This window comes from Chitinophaga alhagiae (assembly GCF_003568665.1).
GTDB classification, from domain to species: Bacteria; Bacteroidota; Bacteroidia; order Chitinophagales; family Chitinophagaceae; genus Chitinophaga; species Chitinophaga alhagiae.
The window spans coordinates 750,951-766,814 of sequence record NZ_QXMH01000001.1; the positions used below are offsets into that span (position 1 = coordinate 750,951).

Genomic DNA, 15,864 nt, shown 5'->3' on the forward strand with positions numbered 1-15,864 from the left:
AAAATTAGATGTTAAAAGCCGTGTCTATAATTTCCTGCTGCTCCTGCGCATGCACTTTTGCATAGCCGGTGGCCGTTGATGCGCTGGGGTTGCGGCTGATCACGCCGTAATTGAACTGTTTCAGGTTCATTTGCAGGAAGCTGGCGGCCCCCATGTTCAGCGGTTCTTCCTGTACCCAGAACCAGGTGGCGCCTTTGTATTTCTGCTGAATGCCTTCCAGTTGAGCCACGGGCAGCGGGTACAATTGTTCCAGCCGCACAATGGCCACATCTTTCCGGTCTTCTTTCATTTGTTTTTCGCTCAGGTCAAAGTACATTTTGCCGCTGCAAAGCAGTACTTTCTTCACGCGGGAAGCATCTGTGATGAACGGATCGTCCAGCACCTCCTTAAAGCCGCCCTGCGTAAATTCCGTTGCCGGGCTGTAACTGCGCACATGGCGCAGGTTAGCCTTGGGTGAGAAATTGATCATGGGCTTGCGGAAAGGCATGGCCAGCTGGCGGCGCAGCGCATGGAAGAAGCTGGCGGCCGTGGTGCAGTTAGTGACCATGATGTTGTATTCCGCGCATTGCTGCAGGAAACGTTCCAGGCGGGCGCTGGAGTGCTCCGGCCCCTGGCCTTCGTAACCGTGCGGCAACAGCATCACCAGGCCGCTTTGTTTTTGCCACTTGGTTTCCGCGGAGGTAATGAACTGGTCTATCAATGTTTGTCCCCCGTTCATAAAATCACCGAACTGCGCTTCCCAGATGGTGAGCGCGTACGGGTTGGCTATGGAATAGCCGTATTCAAAACCCAGCACGGCAAATTCGCTGAGCAGGGAGTTATAGATACGGAACTTGCCCTGCCGCTCTCCTACCTGGCTGAGACGGCTGTGTTCCTGGTCTGTTTCTTCACTTCTTAACACGGCGTGGCGGTGTGAGAAGGTGCCTCTCTTCACATCTTGCCCGCTCAGGCGCACGTCACGCCCGTCTGCCAGTATGCTGCCGTAAGCCAGCAGCTCGCCGGAAGACCAATCCAGCAACCCCTGTTCATCAAACAGCTTCTGTTTGTCCTGCAGCAGCTTTTCCACCTTGCGTAAAGGTTTGAAGCCTTCCGGAATGGTCATGATGGCTTTGAAGAGGGTGTCCAGCTGTGCTTTGGTGATGGCCGTGTCCGGAGATTTAATGAAATCTTCAGGGGTGGACTTGCGCAGCTCCTGCCACCATTTTTCAGGTTTCTGGTAGGTGTATGGCAGCGGATGCTGTTTCACTTCATCCAGCCGCTCCTGCAGGTCTGCCCAGAAGGCTTTCTCCATTTCCTGGGCAATGGCCGCGTCTACATCCCCTTTGGCGATCAGCTGCTGGGAATATACTTCGCGGGGATTGGGGTGCTTGTCAATAGCGGCGTACAGCTTGGGTTGCGTGAATTTCGGATCGTCTCCCTCGTTGTGGCCGTGCTTGCGGTAGCACACCATATCTATGTAAATATCAGAGTTGAACTCCTGGCGGTAGCGGGTGGCAATTTCCGCTATTTTCACCACGGCCTCCACATCGTCCCCGTTCACATGGAACACCGGCGCCTGCACAATAGACGCCACGCTGGTGCAGTAGTCAGACGAGCGGGCGTCTTCAAAATCAGTTGTGAAGCCGATCTGGTTATTGATCACGAAGTGCATGGTGCCCCCTGTGTAATAACCTCTCAGCTTGCTCATCTGGGCTACTTCATATACCACGCCCTGGCCGGCAATAGCGGCATCCCCGTGAATGAGGATGGGCAGTATCTTGTCATAGTCGCTGCCATAGATCACGTCTGCCTTGCTGCGGGCAAAGCCCACTACCACAGGGTCAACCACCTCCAGGTGAGAGGGGTTGGGCGTGAGCTGCACGTTCACTTCCTTGCCCGCGGATGTTTGAATGCTGGCGCGGAAACCGAGGTGGTATTTTACGTCGCCGCTGCCCATGGTGGTATCAGGCGTGGCGGTGCCTTCAAATTCCGAGAATATCTGTTCGTAGGTTTTACCCAGTATGTTGGCCAGCACGTTGAGGCGGCCGCGGTGGGCCATGCCGATGACCGCTTCCTGCACGCCGTATTCCGCGGCAGTGCTGATCATGGCGTCCAGCGCGGGGATGGTGGTTTCACCGCCTTCCAGCGAAAAACGCTTCTGGCCGATGTACTTGGTATGCAGGAACTTTTCGAACATCACACCCTGGTTGAGTTTCATCAGGATGCGTTTTTTCTGTTCGGGAGACAGTGACTTGCGGATGGATGCTTCCACTTCTTTCTGCAACCACTCTATTCTGGCGGCATCATTAATATAGGTAAATTCCAGGCCCACGGAAGAGGCGTATACCTCTTTCAGGTGCTGCACAATTTTTTGGAGGGAGGTTTTGCCGAGGCCTATTACCTGGCCGGCAAAAAATTCGGTTTTCAGATCAGCATCGGACAGGCCGAAGAAGTTAAGTTCAAGGTTGGCGTGGCGGTCCATACGCTCACGGATAGGGTTGGTTTTGGCCACCAGGTGCCCTTTTTTACGGTACGCCTGGATGAGGCGGTACACGCCCAGTTCTTTCACAAGCTGTTCGCTGCTCACCGGCAAAGAAGCGGTACCCGTGGCGGTACCCGCTTTCCCGTTGGTATTGCTCACCGCAAAGTCGAAGCCTTCAAAAAATTTGATCCATTCCGGGTCTACAGCGGCCGGATCTCTGCGGTACTCCTGGTACAACGATTCAATATACGCCGGGTGCGAGTTGGTGACAAACGAAAAGTCCTTCATTTACAACGAAATTTAAGCTTGGTCTTTTATGCTCTTTCTCCTTTACCTGTTTCATTAACACAAAAAACCGGCAAATGGGATTGCAAATATCGCTAAAGATTTGGGATTTTAAGGTATTTCCGATGGGTGTTTTATGATTTAAAACAGCTTGATATGTATATAATTTATTATTTTTACGGACAATTAATCCGGGCGGCGTCCGGAAATACCTGCTTTTTATTTTTGTTTATAAAAAGATAAAACTTACCTTTGCCGTCCGAAACTTGAAATTTATACAATGGCAAACCATAAAGCAACGAAAAAAGACGTACGTCAGAGCAGAAAGCGTAATGAGCGTAACCGCTACTACGGTAAAACTACCCGTAATGCCATACGGGACCTGAAGAAGCTGACCGACAAAACAGCCGCTTCCGAGAATTTGCCGGATGTGATCTCCATGATCGATAAGCTGGCAAAACGCAACGTAATTCACAAGAACAAAGCTGCCAACCTGAAGAGCAAGCTCGCCAAGAAAGTGAACACACTGGCTTAATTGCTACCGCAGTTTTAACATATTCAGGCTCTTCCCTGCAAACGGGAAGGGCTTTTTTTATTGCCCCAAATTCCCTTAACTCATTTATTCTCAATGGGTCCCGATCTATAGCCCCTTTCAGCGAAGGCTTTCCACTTGTTTGACGATACCCCGGAAAAACCTGCACGCTTCCATTTCTCCCCCTCACATCGTACATTTATCCCTGTCAATATCCATCAACGAATCTAAACATACTGACTTTCAATATTTTATGAGGAACTTCCTGGTTACCCTGCTACTGGTGTCTGCGGCCTTTCCCCTCTCCGCGCAAGACCTTACCACCCGTTACGAGCGCAGCAATGGCAAAGAAACGGCCACCTATTTTGAGTGCATTGCCTACTACAAAACCCTGGCCGCCCGCTTTCCCCGGCTGAAGCTGCTGGAAATAGGGCAAACGGACAGCGGATACCCCCTGCACCTGGCCGTTTTGTCGCAAGACGGGGACTTTTCCTTTCCCAGCCTCAAAAAGAAGCATAAAAGGGTCATATTGATCAATAACGGCATTCACCCGGGCGAGCCGGACGGGGTAGACGCCAGCATGCTGCTGCTGCGCGATATTCTGCAAGGCAAAAAGAAACTGCCCGCCAATGTAGTGCTGGCCGTAATACCGCTCTACAACATTGGCGGCGCCCTTAACCGCAGTGCTTTTTACCGGGTAGACCAGAACGGCCCGGCCGAGTTCGGCTCCCGCGGCAATGGCCAGAACCTTGACCTGAACCGGGATTTTATAAAGGCAGATTCCCGCAATGCGCGCGCCTTTCACAAAATATACCACCTCATCGACCCAGACGTTTTTATTGATAACCACGTGAGCAATGGCGCTGATTATCAACACGTCATGACCCTGCTGAGCACCCAGTACGGCAAACTGGGCGGGCCCATGGGTGCATTCCTGCACCAGACCTTTGAGCCAGAACTGTATAAAATGATGAAAACCAAGGGGTACGACCTGCTGCCCTATGTAAATCACTTCGGCAGCACGCCAGACAGCGGCTGGACGGCCTACGCAGACGGCCCCCGTTATTCCAGCGGTTATACCACCCTCTTCCACACCTTCGGCTTTGTACCCGAAACCCATATGCTAAAACCCTACCCCCAGCGGGTAGCCGCCACCTACGCGCTCATGGAATGTTTTATCCAGTTCACTGCACAGTATAGCGAACAGATCAGCAACCTTCGCCGGCAAACCAAAAACGCCGTGAAAACACAGGAGAAGTTCCCCCTGAGCTGGGCGCCAGACAAAACGCAGTACGATCTCTATACCTTCAAAGGTTACAAGGCCGGCATGAAAACCAGTGCCGTTTCAGGCCTGCCCCGCCTCTACTACGACCGCGCGCAGCCCTACGAAAAACAGATCAAAATATACAACACCTTTCTGCCGGGCGATTTTGTGACCAAACCGGCCGCCTATATCATTCCCCAGGGCTGGTGGGCCGTAACGGAGCTGCTGCAGCTGAATGGCGTAAAAATGCGGCGCCTCACGCAAGACACCACCATTTCCGTAGAGGCCTATAAAATCGACAACTACAACACCCCCCAACGGCCATACGAAAAACACTACCTGCACTCCGGCATTACCGTGAGCACCAGCCAGCAAAACATCAAATTCCTGAAAGGGGATTATTATATCCCGATGAACCAGGAAGCCAACCGCTACCTGGTAGAAACGCTGGAGCCGCAGGGCGGCGACTCTTTTTTTGCATGGAATTTCTTTGATGCCATCCTGGGCCAGAAAGAAGGTTATTCCACCTACGTGTTTGAAGACACGGCGGCGGAGTTCCTGCAATCTCACCCCGAAGCAAAAAAGGCGCTGGAAGAAAAGCGGGCGGCGGATACCGCTTTTGCCAACAGCGCACAGGCGCAGCTTAATTTCGTGTACCGCCTTTCTCCGTGGAACGAGCCGGGTTTTATGCGGTATCCGGTGTTTCGGGTGGTGAAAAAAGAATGAATGAATGAGAAAGAATGATCAACTGGATCCTTATCTTCACTCGTCTCTAATTAGCATCAAGAACATTTGTTAAACCAACCACTAAAAACGCCGATAAGAGCGAATGTTAACCTGTATATAAATTCACCTTGCGCCAGCAAATGGCATTATTCTGCAGTATTTCCGCTCCAATAAATTCGGTTATTTTCCGAACTTTAATTACCTTTGAGATGAGAGTTCTTGGTAAGAATAAGCTAATTAAACTTAAAAAGAAAAATAAAGGCAACAAACCACTCTGTGCCGAGATTGACAAATTGGTGGAAGATCTGGAGGGGTTTAACCCCCAAAACACTAAATTGTCCGATGTCAGAAAGGATGCTGATTGTGTACACAATGACGGTTTTTATTTCTTTAATATAAGTGTTCATCGTTCTTTGGTCCTAGTTGACTTTGATGATGATGGAGAAGCCACCATAGTTTGGGCAGGATCTCACGACGACTACGAAAGAATTTTTAAGAATAATAAGCCATCTATTGAAAAGTGGCTTAGAAAAAACGGCCACATAGAATAATGAAAACACAAATAGATATTGAAAAGTTAGTTGAGTCCGGCATCATCAATAGTGAACTGGATTATGAGAGAGCTATGATTGCTGATAGAAAATTACGTCTGCTCGCAAAAACCAGCAGCCATTTTAGAAATCTCCGTATCAAGTTGCGGGACTTGATCGAAGATTACGAAAAACGTGTTTGGCCCAATGAAGAAGCTGTAGGGCAGGAACTTATCGAGCAAAGCGATCAGGCGGAAATCATTGCTGAAAAAGAAAGAGTGTTCCTTGAGAAAAGAAAAAACATCATCCAGCGTAAATTGAAAGATTTTAACCTGACCCAAGCAGAATTAGGCCTGCTGCTTGGCCACAAAAGCAAAACGCACATGTCTGAATTGATAAACGGAATTAAGCCATTTACACTTCAGGACCTTGTAATAATTAACCTGTTGTTCAAAATAGATATTGATTTGCTGGTACCCAAATACCTCCCCGTTGAAAAGCTGGATAAAATTAGCGCAACCATTACCGCGCTCAATAAACCGAAACTGAACAAGGCGAGGTTACAGCTTTGTGCATAGTACAGCTATCATTGACACACCCTCACCCTCACCCACACCATCTGCACCGGCAGCTACCCTGGCTGCAGATTGTTGAAATTGTCTTCCCATACCAGCGTCCATTTTTTACTTGCGCGGCCGTCCTTTTGTACATAGAGAGAGCCGGTAACATTGGCCGGATAGGTCTTGCATCCTCCCAGGCAGGCGCCGAGGATGATCCATAAAAAGTAGCGCATAAGGCACGTTTTAGACAGATGAAATATCACCGTCCCAGCAACATCAACGTATGCTGTTCCCCGTAAAACTGGTTGTAGATCAATACATGTTTCAGCCGCTCTTCCTCCTGCATCCGTTGCACCGCCATCCACAGGGCAAAGGCGCCCGCGGTATCATATTCCCCGCATAAATGTTTGAAGGGCGTGGCAATTGTATCGGGGAAGTATTTCTGTTGTACGAATTGATACCAGTGGTCGTGATTGCTATCTCCGCTTTGGCCGGTTATCAGCAGGTCAATATCTGCGGGTGTGAGCTGGTGTTGAGACAGGAAGGTTTCGAGTGCCTGGCCCAGGCTTTCCTGCGAGGGTTTGTACATCATCTTGATACCTTCCAGGCTCACGGCCGCCGGTGCGGCGCCCAGCACAAAAAACACCGCGCCTTCGCCGGCAAGGGCGCCGGGCGTATTGCTGCTGAAGAGGTCCGCAGGTTGGGTGAGGGCTGTTTTCCAGTAGCCGATGCGGCTTTTGATGTAAAAATGTTCTTTGGTGATCTCGTCAAAACCGCCGGCGAGCACGTTGGCGGCGTTGCCTTCGCGGAGCAGCATGAGGCCGTCCAGCACGGCATGTTCAAAAGAGAAACCGCGGTGTACGAAGGTATTGTTATACCGGGTGCATTGCTGTTGCAGGGCAATGAGGCCATTTACGGAGTTGTAGGTGGATTGTATGAACGGCGTGGGATTGAGGGCGGCTTCGGCGTACTGGCGGATGTCGTGCAGGAAACGTTCTGTATCCTGCAGGCTGCCTTTGCCGGTGCCGGTGATGATAGCGTCCGGCACGGTAATACCGGCATTTTGCAGGCATTGCAACGCGGCGGTGAGGCCCATTTTGAGCATGCGGCTCATACGGCGCAGGTTGTTGGGCGCAATGAAGGCCTTGTAGTCCGGCTCCTTTGCGCGCAGGATGTTATCGTCCGCCAGCGTTGGCGGCTGCGGTACAAAACTGCCGCTGAAGCTCTCCTGCGGAGAAATGGCGGCGCAACCCCGTATGTAAACCTTACCCTTCATATTTACTGAACACCAGCGATGCATTGTTGCCGCCGAAACCGAATGAGTTGGAGATCACGTTCTGCACGGGATACTCTTCCAGCAACCGGGTTTCGGGCACAATGGCCAGTTCTTCCATTTTTTCAGAGAAATGCAGGTTGGGAAAGATCATTTGCTGGCCGATGGACAGTACGGCGTAGATGGCTTCTATGGCGCCGGCCGCGGCCAGGGTATGTCCTGTAAATGGCTTGGTAGAGCTGAAGCGCGGCACTTGGGCGCCAAACAGCCGTTCCAATGCTTTCCCTTCTGACACGTCGTTATTTAATGTAGCGGTGCCGTGTACATTCACGTACTGCACCTCCTCCACCGTTCTGCCGCTCATGGCCAGTGCGTTCTTCATGGCCTCATAAGCGCCGTCTCCTTCCGGCGAAGGCGCGGTGGGGTGAAATGCTTCGTTGGTATTGCACCATCCGCTCAGTTCCGCCAGTATCCTGGCCCCGCGCTGCCTGGCCAACGATTCGCTTTCCAGCACAAGGTAGGCGGCGCCTTCTCCCAGGTTCAGGCCATTGCGCTGCTGGTCAAAAGGGCGGCAGAATTGTTTGTCTATGTTCTTGAGGGAGTTAAATCCGTTGATGGTGAAGCGGGTGAGCGCTTCCGTACCGCCGCAGACGGCCCGTTGCACCAGGCCCTGCTGAATAAGGCGGGCGCCGTACATGAGGGCATTGGCGGAGGAAGAGCAGGCGGTGGAAATGGTGGTCACATACTCCCGGATGCCGGTGATGTCCGCCATGCGCTGGGTACAGTCCGCGCAGTCAAGCGTATCTATGTATTGCAGGAAAGTGCCTTCTTTCTGAGGGTCCAGTATATCGAAATACACCTTTTCCGTATCGCACATGCCGCCTACGGTAGAGGCATTGATCAGGGCGGCGGGCAGTTCTTTTGCATCGGCAATGCCGGCGGCCGTGAGGGCTTCGCTGATGGCAACGAGGCCGAGCAGGGTGGTGCGGGTGTAACCGCCGGTGCTCTCAAAGCCGGCCATGGTGGCCAGTTTTTCCGTACTTAGCTTCACTTCCGCCACAGGCAGCACATCCTTGTGAATGGTGGCAATGTACCGGGTGTGGCCCAGGCCGCTTTGCTGCAACCGCAGGCTGCGCAGGTTTTCCACCACATTGTTGCCAATGGCGGATATCATGCCCATTCCGGTAATAAAAACCCTTTCCGCCATTTTACCCTGGTGTTACGCTGCCTGTTTACTTTTGATAAACTCAGCCATTGTTTGTACGGACTGCAGAATTTTACGGCCTTCGCGGGGGTCTTCCACCTTGATCTGGTATTGCCTTTCCAGCAGCACCATCAGCTCCAGCGAGTCAATGCTGTCAAGCCCCAGCCCTTCTCCAAACAACGGCGCGTTGTCATCAATGTCTTCAGGGCGGGTGTCCTGCAAATTCAATGCCTCAATTATCTGCTGTTTCAATTTCAATTTTAACGCTTCCATAATGTTGTAGGTTGCTGCGCTTCAGGGTATTGCCCATGGCGCATTCCAAGGGATCAAAAATAAAGGTTTTACGGTTGTTTTGAAAATGTTTGTTGTTCAACCGGTCCTGCGCTGTTCCACCCATGCCGCTATGCCCAGCATGATCAGACCACAGCTCAATAACCGTGCAATATCCGGCAGAATGTACCGGGTATGGCCGTTGCGCAAATAAATATCGTTAATGGCATCCAGCCCCCAGCTTAAGGGAGACAGGCGGCCAACGGCCTGTATCTTTTCGGGCATCACTTCCAGCGGTATCCAGATGCCGCCGATGGCGCTGAGTATCACCACGGAAATAGCGCCGAAGTTCAGCGCCTGGTTGGGGGTTTTGAACACGGTGCCCACCAGTATGCCGTAAGCGGTGGCGGTAACGCCTATGCTGAACGCGGTGATGAAACCGGCCAGGTGGTCTACGCCCATTTGCAGGCGGGGCAGGCCCAGCAGCGGCATGCCGTAAATGCCGATGAGCATCATCAGGTAAAACTGTACCACGCAAACGCCTACAAAGAACAGCAGCTTGCCGCCCAGTATATCACCGTAATTGCCGGGAATGAGTTTCATCCGCACCAGGCTGCCGTCTTCGCGCTCCCGTATCATGTTGCCGGCAATGGGGATCACAATGAAGAACATGGCAAAGATGCTCCAGGCGGGCACGTTGTGCTGCACGGAATTGGATATCACGTCTATCTGTTTGCCGGCGCCGATGCTTGTTTCCTGCAGGCCCACGGCTTTCAGCTTGATGGCGGGGAAGGTGTCTGATGCGGTGGTGCTGTCCCGCTTGCGGAGCTGCAGTTGTATGCGCTCCAGCAAAAGGTCTGTCTGCACCTGCGTCAGAAAATTGTCCAGCGCCTGCTGGATGGCGCTTTTGAAGGCCTTTTTGGCGGCGGGGTCAAAATACAGCTGTACGGCCAGCGAGTCTGCCGCGGCTGCTTTCACGGGCAGTTGCGCGGCCATGCCCATTCTTTTGGAGATATCGTTCACGATCTTGTTGGCATTGCTAACGATCTCTCCCGTGGCGCCTTTGGGAATGGTGATGCTGATCTTGTACTCCCCTTCGGCCACCAGCTGCTGCGCCTGCGCTGCTGTGAGCGGCTGCTGCCCCAGGGAGTCTATCACGTTGAACTGCCCGCTCTGGCCCAGCCCTTCCCGGATGTAGCGGCCCAGGCGGCCCTGGTCATTGTCTACCGTCAGTATGTCGAACTTTATTTCCTGGTAATCTTTAAAAGGCGCATCCTGTATCAGGGCCATTACGGTAATGAGCACCACCGGCATGGCAAACAGCAATGCAAGGCCGGCCCTGTCCCGCAGCAGCAGCAGCCATTCTTTCCGTATGGTAGCAATGAGCCTTAACATGTTATCGGTTAATCCCGTACCGCGTGCCCGGTGTAATGCAGAAAAACATCTTCCAGGTTGCGGCTGTGGGGGTGCTGTTGTATCAGTGCGGCAGGGCTTCCCTGCACCACCATTTTTCCTTCGTCTATGATCACCACGTCTTCGCACAATTGCTGGGCTTCTTCCAGCAGGTGAGAAGTGTAGAGCACACTGTTCCCCTGCCGGTTGTAATCCCGCAGGAACTGCAGTATCATGCTGCGTGACTGTACGTCTACCCCGGCGGTAGGCTCGTCCAGCACCAGCAGCCGGGGGCTGTGCAAAATGGCGGCAATAATATTGGCGCGGCGCTTCATGCCGCCGGAGAAACGGCCCACTTCTTTGCTGGCGGCTTTTTCCAGGCCGAACAGCTCCAGGTAGTGATGTATTTTCTGCAGCAGCGGCTTGCCTTTGAACCCGTACAGGTTGCCGAAGTACCGCAGGTTCTCCAGCGCCGTAAGCTGCGGGAAAAGCGCTATCTGCTGCGGCACTACGCCTATGGCGCGTTTAATGGCCTCGCGGTGCGCCGCGTCCTGCGGCAGGTCAAAGATCTGTACATGGCCGCTGCCAGCTTTCACCAGCCCGCAGAGAATGGAAATGGTGGTGGTTTTCCCCGCGCCGTTGGGGCCCAGCAAACCTACCATCCTGCCTTCCTCAAAAGCAAATGAAAGCCCCTGCAGGCTTGGCACAAGGGCCCCTGCGTAGGTTTTGTGCAGATCTTTCACCACAATGCTGTTCATCAGAATTTTACTTTGGATAAGCGGCGGAATACTTTTTCTTCCTCATCGGCAATATGCAGCAGCATATTGGCCAGTTCCGCGTAGGAAACGTTATCTGCCGAGCGGGCTTTGCATACGCGGCCGGCGGCAAAGGCAAAATTGCGCCAGAGGTCTCCCACGGCGGTCAGCTCCGTGCCCAGGTCTTTCAGTTCCTGGCTGCCCAGCAGCGCGCCGGCTTCGCGTAAAAAGGCGGCGTACATGAACCGGAAACCCGCACCGCCGGTGCCGATCTCTTCCTGCATGCGGATAATGTTGCCAAGGTACAAGGCGGCCCTGCGGTCTCCCTCTTTAGTGGGGTAATCTTTCACCCGGCGGGCCAGGAAACGGATGCCCTTTACGCCGAAGAACGGCACGGGTATTTTGAGCATATAATGGCAGGCCTGTTTGATACCTTCCCGGATGGGGCCGGTAAAATCCACCTGCCCGGGAACGCTCACGGGGTAGTACATTTTTCCTTTCGGTTCCGGGAAGCCTTTGGCAAAACGCGCCTGCTCCAGGCTTTCGGGGTCTATCTGCGTCACCGTGTCCATGATAGGATCGCTGACCAGGTAATGGCCGTTCTCTTTGCCGAACACCACCAGGTTGTGCGCGTTGAAGTGAAAGCGGTAGGAAGCGGGGAAATACGGGAGGTAATACACGCTGGACTGCATGCCTACCGGTATGCCTTTGGCGATCACCTCTTCCAGCGCCTGCCTGGCTTTGGCGGGACTGCTGAACTTGCGGGACTCCATTTTAACGCCCAGGCGTTTGCACACCCGTGAAAAAATGGCGCCGGGCCATATGCGGTACGTAGTGCCGGGCACACCGTTCACTTTCACAAAAGGTAAATGGCCGAAGAAAATACCGGCCCCGATACCGAAGGCCATGGGCTCGCTGATCTGCAAACCGTAATGCCGGAAGATATTGGATATTACGCCGCTCTCGCAATGTGCTGTCTGTACGTGATTGAATTGTGTCATGATCTTTTTTTATTCGGGGCGCTGAAAAGGCAGCAGCTCTCCCTTTTGCAGGGTTTCGGCGGCAATGCCGAACACCGCGGCATATTTGGCCAGCATATCGGCGCTCAGGTTTTTGAACACGGCGGGTTTCATATGCCTTTTCACCTGCCACTGGAATTTACCTACTTTCCGCGCCAGCAGCGGCAGGTCAAGCAGGGTACGTTCCATATAGAACGCCACGGGGCTCAGCTCTCCGCTCGCCACCTTGCCGCGGGTGGCTTCCACGCGGTGTTCCACTTCTTCCCAGGCCTGCCCCAAAGCCACGTTTTCCGGCTCCCACCCTACGCTTGACACCGGGGTGTAATCCCCGGAAGCGTCCACTGCATAGAATAACTGTTTGAATGTACCGTGATGCAGGTTGTCGCCGTCCTGCGGAACTTCATCTTTCTTCATATATACAGCTTTAAACAATTACGAACCAGGGTGTACTTCCGTAACACGCAGCCTGGTCCGTAACGGGTAATTGACTTACACTACTGTGATATGTGCGTATGCGTAAGAGAACCTTGCACTCTCCGGCACCATCATCACAATGGTATCGCCTTTCTTCAGCAAGCCCTGGTTCAGCAGCTCTTCCAGCATGAAATATGGAGAAGCGGTGCCCACATTGCCCACGCGGGTGAGGTTGGTGAACCATTTTTCCTGCGGGATGTGTACGCCCAGCCTGGCAATTTCCTCATCTATCCGGAAGCGGAAGTATTCGGAAGAAAGGTGGGGCAGGAAGTAGGTGAGCTTGTCAATATCGATATTGTATTTTTCTACGAGGTCTTTCCACATCTGCGCGCCGGAAGGTACAATGTTCTTGCCCAGCAGGCGGGTGTCCTGCTTGAAGGAGAACACGCTGTTGGCGGCCCACTCTTCGGGGGTCATATCCGTCCAGCCCTTGGTGGAGCCGTCTTCATGCTTGATGGCGCCCGCGTACATGCAGGTATCCAGGTTATTGGCGTAAGAAGCGATCTCTACCCAGTCTACCCGGAGAGACAGCCCTTCTGCATTGGGTTTGTCTTCGAACAGGGCGGCGCTGGCGCCGTCTGAAAGCATCCATCTTAAAAAATCTTTTTCAAAGGCGATAATGGGGTTTTCCGCCAGTGATTTGAGGTTTTCCGTTTCCGGTTCAAACTTGCGGGACAGCATCCAGCTGGAGAATTTCTCCGAACCGGTGCTCACGGCGTTGCTGGTGTTGCCGCATTTAATAGACATGTAGGCGTACTTGAACGCCTGCATACCGGCCGCACAAGCCCCGGTGGCGGCAATCAGCTCCACGGGCTGGCATTTCAGCAGGCCGTGTACCATGGCGGCATGGTTGGGCAGCAGCTGGTCTGGCGAGGTGGTGCCGCAGGCCAGGAGCTGCAAACGTTCTATGGGAAGCTGGTTGTCAAACAACATTCTTACGGCTTCGGCAGTCATTTCAGCGTTGGTATGGGTAGAAGCACCCGTTTTATCCAGCGCGTAGTACCGGGTCTTGATCTTGTTATTTCCCAGGATCATATTGCGTGCCCGGGAAGGCTTGCCATCCACCATTCCGAGGATGCTTTCCATTTCATCGTTCCCTACTGGCTCATTCGGCAGAAATTTGGAGAGCCTCGTGATATATACTTCTTTCATCTGTTAATATTCGTCTTTTTATTGGTCAGATGGAACTTGCGTTTCATTTGCAATTGTTCGTCTTTTTATTGGTCAAATGGAACTTGCGTTTCATTTGCTGTAATTCGTCTTTTTATGGCTTCTTTATCAGGCCAGATCATTGCTGGTGACAGTTTAAACGGCCGTAAATATAGAATTTTGCATGAATTATTTAACCCTGCGGCAAGGCAGTAACCTGAAAATAATACGCAACTACCGGCATTCCCTAACGGCAAATTTACGCAGAAAGTATCATCCTTCCCGGAGTGAGATGCCTTTATAATAGGCCACATCCTCGTTCAGCTGTTTGCGCAGCAGCAGCAATTTCAACCAGGATGCTACGGTGGTAAAGGGAGACAGGAAGGGGATGGCCAGCAGCAATATGACGCGGTACAGGGTAACGCGGCCCTGGCGCGCGGCATCTCCCGGCCCGCCCTTGGCGCTGATGAAATTGGCAAAAAAGCGGAACGGCTTTACACCGCGCATTTCCAGCACAATGAGGCCGGGTTTCATTTCCACGCTCCGGAGCGCCAGCAGCTGCCCATGCAGGCCGCTAAACGCTTTTTTCTCCAGCGCCTCCGCAATGGGAGCGGCAAAACGGGCAGCCCCCACAATATCTTTTTCCTGCACGCCGGCCGGGGGAAATATAAAGAACGCGTCTTTTTTCCCTTTGGTAGACCAGCGGAGGATGGTGATCAGCGATACCAGGTTGTGATGCGTATCCGCCAGGGCTATATGCCCTACCAGGTTGGCGCCCAGCTGGTGCAGGTACCTTTTCACCTTTTCCTGGGCGTTGATCCACATATTGCGGCAGCCCAGCAGGGTCACCACCGGCCGGCCTTTCAGCAGCCGGGCGGCTTCCGGGCTTTGCAGGAAAGCGGCCACCGGCTGGGAGGGGGAAAGGAACCAGGGCTGATAGGCCATGATCACCAGGTCAAAATGTTCGTCTGGGTTGACTTTCAGGGGTTTGATGGCCCTGGGCCGCGCCAGCACGGTTTCCGGCATGGCGTCAAAAAATTGCTGTTTCGGCCAGGGGAAAGGAAAGGGGCTCTCCGGCTCAAGTTGTTCATATACCACGGCGGCTTTGCCCTGCAGGGGAGCCAGCACGTTGTCAATGATCCTCTTCAGTTGGCCGGTTTGTGTGAAATAGACGACAAGTATCTTCGGTAGTTGACTCATAAACGGGTCTGATGTTCCAAAAAATCTGTAAACATACAAAAGATTTCGAATTTGTTATGCTACAGCTTCCTCACCGAGCCGGAGCCCAGCTTGCTGCTTTTGATAGACGGCTCTCCCTTGTAGCGCACATCGCCGGAGCCGAGGGTGTTGGTTTTCAGCTCCCTGCTGGCATGTACTTCGGCGTTGCCGCTGCCGGCAATATTCACGTCTGCCGTTTCCGCCAGCAGCTCGTCCGCCTCACAGTTGCCGCTGCCGGCAATGTTGATGCGCAGGTCTCTCGTTTGCCCTTTCAGCTCCACATTGCCGGAACCGGCCAGGTCTACCGAGATGACCGGGGCATTGAAGCTGCCGGACAGGTCCCCGCTGCCGGAGAGGCTGAAATGCATGCGGCCGGGAGAAGTGAAGTGGCTTTTCACCTCCACGTCCCCGGAGCCGTTGAGGTCTACCCCTTCCAGCACCGGCGTGGTAACGAACACTTTTACCGGCCTGTGCGCGCGTATGTTGGTATTGCGGCGGAAACGGATGCGCAGCTCCCCGCCGTCTACGTCTGTTTCAATGAGCGGAACAATATTGTCTTCCGCCTCTATAGACAGCAGGTGAGAACTGCCCTGGGTAATATACACGTTCATGGAACCGCTCACTTCTACCTGGGAGAACTCTCCGGGCCGGCGCTCTTCGCGGGCCAGGTTGCGGCTTCCGCTCACGGAATCGCAGGCCGCCATCAGGGGCAGCAGCAGCAGGGGTAAGAAAGTTGCTTTCATATAATAAGG

16 protein-coding genes are annotated in these 15,864 nt (G+C 53.2%); 4 read left to right on the plus strand and 12 right to left on the minus strand.

Features of this window, described 5'->3' with window-relative positions:
* Positions 1 to 4: 4 nt before the first annotated feature.
* Positions 5 to 2,749 (minus strand): 2-oxoglutarate dehydrogenase E1 component, encoded by a 2,745-nt coding sequence (locus D3A97_RS02940; protein WP_119076477.1) that lies wholly within the window; start codon positions 2,747 to 2,749, stop codon positions 5 to 7.
* 277 nt (positions 2,750 to 3,026) lie between these two features.
* On the opposite strand from D3A97_RS02940, the gene rpsT reads away from it, so the two are divergent.
* The 4 genes from rpsT to D3A97_RS02960 all read left to right on the plus strand — a co-directional run bounded on the left by rpsT (position 3,027) and on the right by D3A97_RS02960 (position 6,376).
* A complete protein-coding gene (gene rpsT / locus D3A97_RS02945; RefSeq protein WP_119076479.1) occupies positions 3,027 to 3,281 on the plus strand; it encodes a 30S ribosomal protein S20 in 255 nt (84 codons plus the stop codon).
* Between the two features lie 250 nt (positions 3,282 to 3,531).
* Positions 3,532 to 5,268, plus strand: a complete 1,737-nt coding sequence (locus D3A97_RS02950) for a M14 family metallopeptidase (protein ID WP_119076481.1) — start codon at positions 3,532 to 3,534, stop codon at positions 5,266 to 5,268.
* Positions 5,269 to 5,477: 209 nt separating this feature from the next.
* Positions 5,478 to 5,819, plus strand: a complete 342-nt coding sequence (locus D3A97_RS02955) for a type II toxin-antitoxin system HigB family toxin (protein WP_119076483.1) — start codon at positions 5,478 to 5,480, stop codon at positions 5,817 to 5,819.
* A complete protein-coding gene (locus tag D3A97_RS02960; RefSeq protein ID WP_119076485.1) occupies positions 5,819 to 6,376 on the plus strand; it encodes a transcriptional regulator in 558 nt (185 codons plus the stop codon). The genes D3A97_RS02955 and D3A97_RS02960 overlap by 1 nt, the downstream gene beginning before the upstream one ends.
* Positions 6,377 to 6,429: 53 nt before the next feature.
* On the opposite strand, the gene D3A97_RS24770 is transcribed toward D3A97_RS02960, so the two are convergent.
* From D3A97_RS24770 to D3A97_RS03010, 11 genes are all read right to left on the minus strand, one after another.
* Positions 6,430 to 6,591 (minus strand): hypothetical protein, encoded by a 162-nt coding sequence (locus D3A97_RS24770; RefSeq protein WP_157986325.1) that lies wholly within the window; start codon positions 6,589 to 6,591, stop codon positions 6,430 to 6,432.
* Positions 6,592 to 6,617: 26 nt separating this feature from the next.
* The gene (locus D3A97_RS02965) at positions 6,618 to 7,634 is read right to left on the minus strand and encodes a beta-ketoacyl synthase chain length factor (RefSeq protein WP_157986326.1); all 1,017 of its coding nucleotides are present in this window, start codon (positions 7,632 to 7,634) and stop codon (positions 6,618 to 6,620) included.
* Positions 7,624 to 8,838 carry a beta-ketoacyl-[acyl-carrier-protein] synthase family protein gene (locus tag D3A97_RS02970; RefSeq protein WP_119076489.1) on the minus strand — a complete coding sequence of 405 codons (1,215 nt, stop codon included), beginning with the start codon at positions 8,836 to 8,838 and terminating at the stop codon, positions 7,624 to 7,626. The genes D3A97_RS02965 and D3A97_RS02970 overlap by 11 nt, the downstream gene beginning before the upstream one ends.
* Before the next feature lie 12 nt (positions 8,839 to 8,850).
* Positions 8,851 to 9,108: a phosphopantetheine-binding protein gene (locus tag D3A97_RS02975; protein ID WP_119076491.1), complete on the minus strand. Its 258-nt coding sequence runs from the start codon at positions 9,106 to 9,108 to the stop codon at positions 8,851 to 8,853.
* Positions 9,109 to 9,204: 96 nt separating this feature from the next.
* On the minus strand, positions 9,205 to 10,500 hold the full coding sequence (locus D3A97_RS02980; protein ID WP_119076492.1) for an ABC transporter permease: 1,296 nt from the start codon (positions 10,498 to 10,500) through the stop codon (positions 9,205 to 9,207).
* 8 nt (positions 10,501 to 10,508) lie between these two features.
* Entirely contained in the window at positions 10,509 to 11,255 is a 747-nt protein-coding gene (locus D3A97_RS02985; protein WP_119076494.1) for an ABC transporter ATP-binding protein, read from the minus strand.
* The gene (darH, locus tag D3A97_RS02990) at positions 11,255 to 12,253 is read right to left on the minus strand and encodes a BtrH-related acyltransferase DarH (RefSeq protein WP_119076496.1); all 999 of its coding nucleotides are present in this window, start codon (positions 12,251 to 12,253) and stop codon (positions 11,255 to 11,257) included. The genes D3A97_RS02985 and darH overlap by 1 nt, the downstream gene beginning before the upstream one ends.
* A 9-nt stretch (positions 12,254 to 12,262) precedes the next feature.
* Positions 12,263 to 12,685 carry a flexirubin biosynthesis protein DarG gene (gene DarG / locus D3A97_RS02995; protein WP_119076498.1) on the minus strand — a complete coding sequence of 141 codons (423 nt, stop codon included), beginning with the start codon at positions 12,683 to 12,685 and terminating at the stop codon, positions 12,263 to 12,265.
* Positions 12,686 to 12,760: 75 nt separating this feature from the next.
* Complete coding sequence (gene darB, locus D3A97_RS03000) at positions 12,761 to 13,897, minus strand: dialkylresorcinol biosynthesis protein DarB (RefSeq protein ID WP_119076500.1); 1,137 nt, start codon at positions 13,895 to 13,897, stop codon at positions 12,761 to 12,763.
* 270 nt (positions 13,898 to 14,167) lie between these two features.
* The gene (locus D3A97_RS03005) at positions 14,168 to 15,094 is read right to left on the minus strand and encodes a dialkylrecorsinol condensing enzyme (protein WP_157986327.1); all 927 of its coding nucleotides are present in this window, start codon (positions 15,092 to 15,094) and stop codon (positions 14,168 to 14,170) included.
* Positions 15,095 to 15,153: 59 nt separating this feature from the next.
* Positions 15,154 to 15,855: a head GIN domain-containing protein gene (locus tag D3A97_RS03010; protein ID WP_119076504.1), complete on the minus strand. Its 702-nt coding sequence runs from the start codon at positions 15,853 to 15,855 to the stop codon at positions 15,154 to 15,156.
* Between the last annotated feature and the right edge of the window lie 9 nt (positions 15,856 to 15,864).

Bases quoted from the DNA above. Each gene is read 5' to 3' on its own strand.
- D3A97_RS02940 (WP_119076477.1), bottom strand. From the start codon at position 2,749: ATGAAGGACTTTTCGTTTGTCACCAACTCGCACCCGGCGTATATTGAA.
- rpsT (WP_119076479.1), top strand. From the start codon at position 3,027: ATGGCAAACCATAAAGCAACGAAAAAAGACGTACGTCAGAGCAGAAAG.
- D3A97_RS02950 (WP_119076481.1), top strand. From the start codon at position 3,532: ATGAGGAACTTCCTGGTTACCCTGCTACTGGTGTCTGCGGCCTTTCCC.
- D3A97_RS02955 (WP_119076483.1), top strand. From the start codon at position 5,478: ATGAGAGTTCTTGGTAAGAATAAGCTAATTAAACTTAAAAAGAAAAAT.
- D3A97_RS02960 (WP_119076485.1), top strand. From the start codon at position 5,819: ATGAAAACACAAATAGATATTGAAAAGTTAGTTGAGTCCGGCATCATC.
- D3A97_RS24770 (WP_157986325.1), bottom strand. From the start codon at position 6,591: ATGCGCTACTTTTTATGGATCATCCTCGGCGCCTGCCTGGGAGGATGC.
- D3A97_RS02965 (WP_157986326.1), bottom strand. From the start codon at position 7,634: ATGAAGGGTAAGGTTTACATACGGGGTTGCGCCGCCATTTCTCCGCAG.
- D3A97_RS02970 (WP_119076489.1), bottom strand. From the start codon at position 8,838: ATGGCGGAAAGGGTTTTTATTACCGGAATGGGCATGATATCCGCCATT.
- D3A97_RS02975 (WP_119076491.1), bottom strand. From the start codon at position 9,108: ATGGAAGCGTTAAAATTGAAATTGAAACAGCAGATAATTGAGGCATTG.
- D3A97_RS02980 (WP_119076492.1), bottom strand. From the start codon at position 10,500: ATGTTAAGGCTCATTGCTACCATACGGAAAGAATGGCTGCTGCTGCTG.
- D3A97_RS02985 (WP_119076494.1), bottom strand. From the start codon at position 11,255: ATGAACAGCATTGTGGTGAAAGATCTGCACAAAACCTACGCAGGGGCC.
- darH (WP_119076496.1), bottom strand. From the start codon at position 12,253: ATGACACAATTCAATCACGTACAGACAGCACATTGCGAGAGCGGCGTA.
- DarG (WP_119076498.1), bottom strand. From the start codon at position 12,685: ATGAAGAAAGATGAAGTTCCGCAGGACGGCGACAACCTGCATCACGGT.
- darB (WP_119076500.1), bottom strand. From the start codon at position 13,897: ATGAAAGAAGTATATATCACGAGGCTCTCCAAATTTCTGCCGAATGAG.
- D3A97_RS03005 (WP_157986327.1), bottom strand. From the start codon at position 15,094: ATGAGTCAACTACCGAAGATACTTGTCGTCTATTTCACACAAACCGGC.
- D3A97_RS03010 (WP_119076504.1), bottom strand. From the start codon at position 15,855: ATGAAAGCAACTTTCTTACCCCTGCTGCTGCTGCCCCTGATGGCGGCC.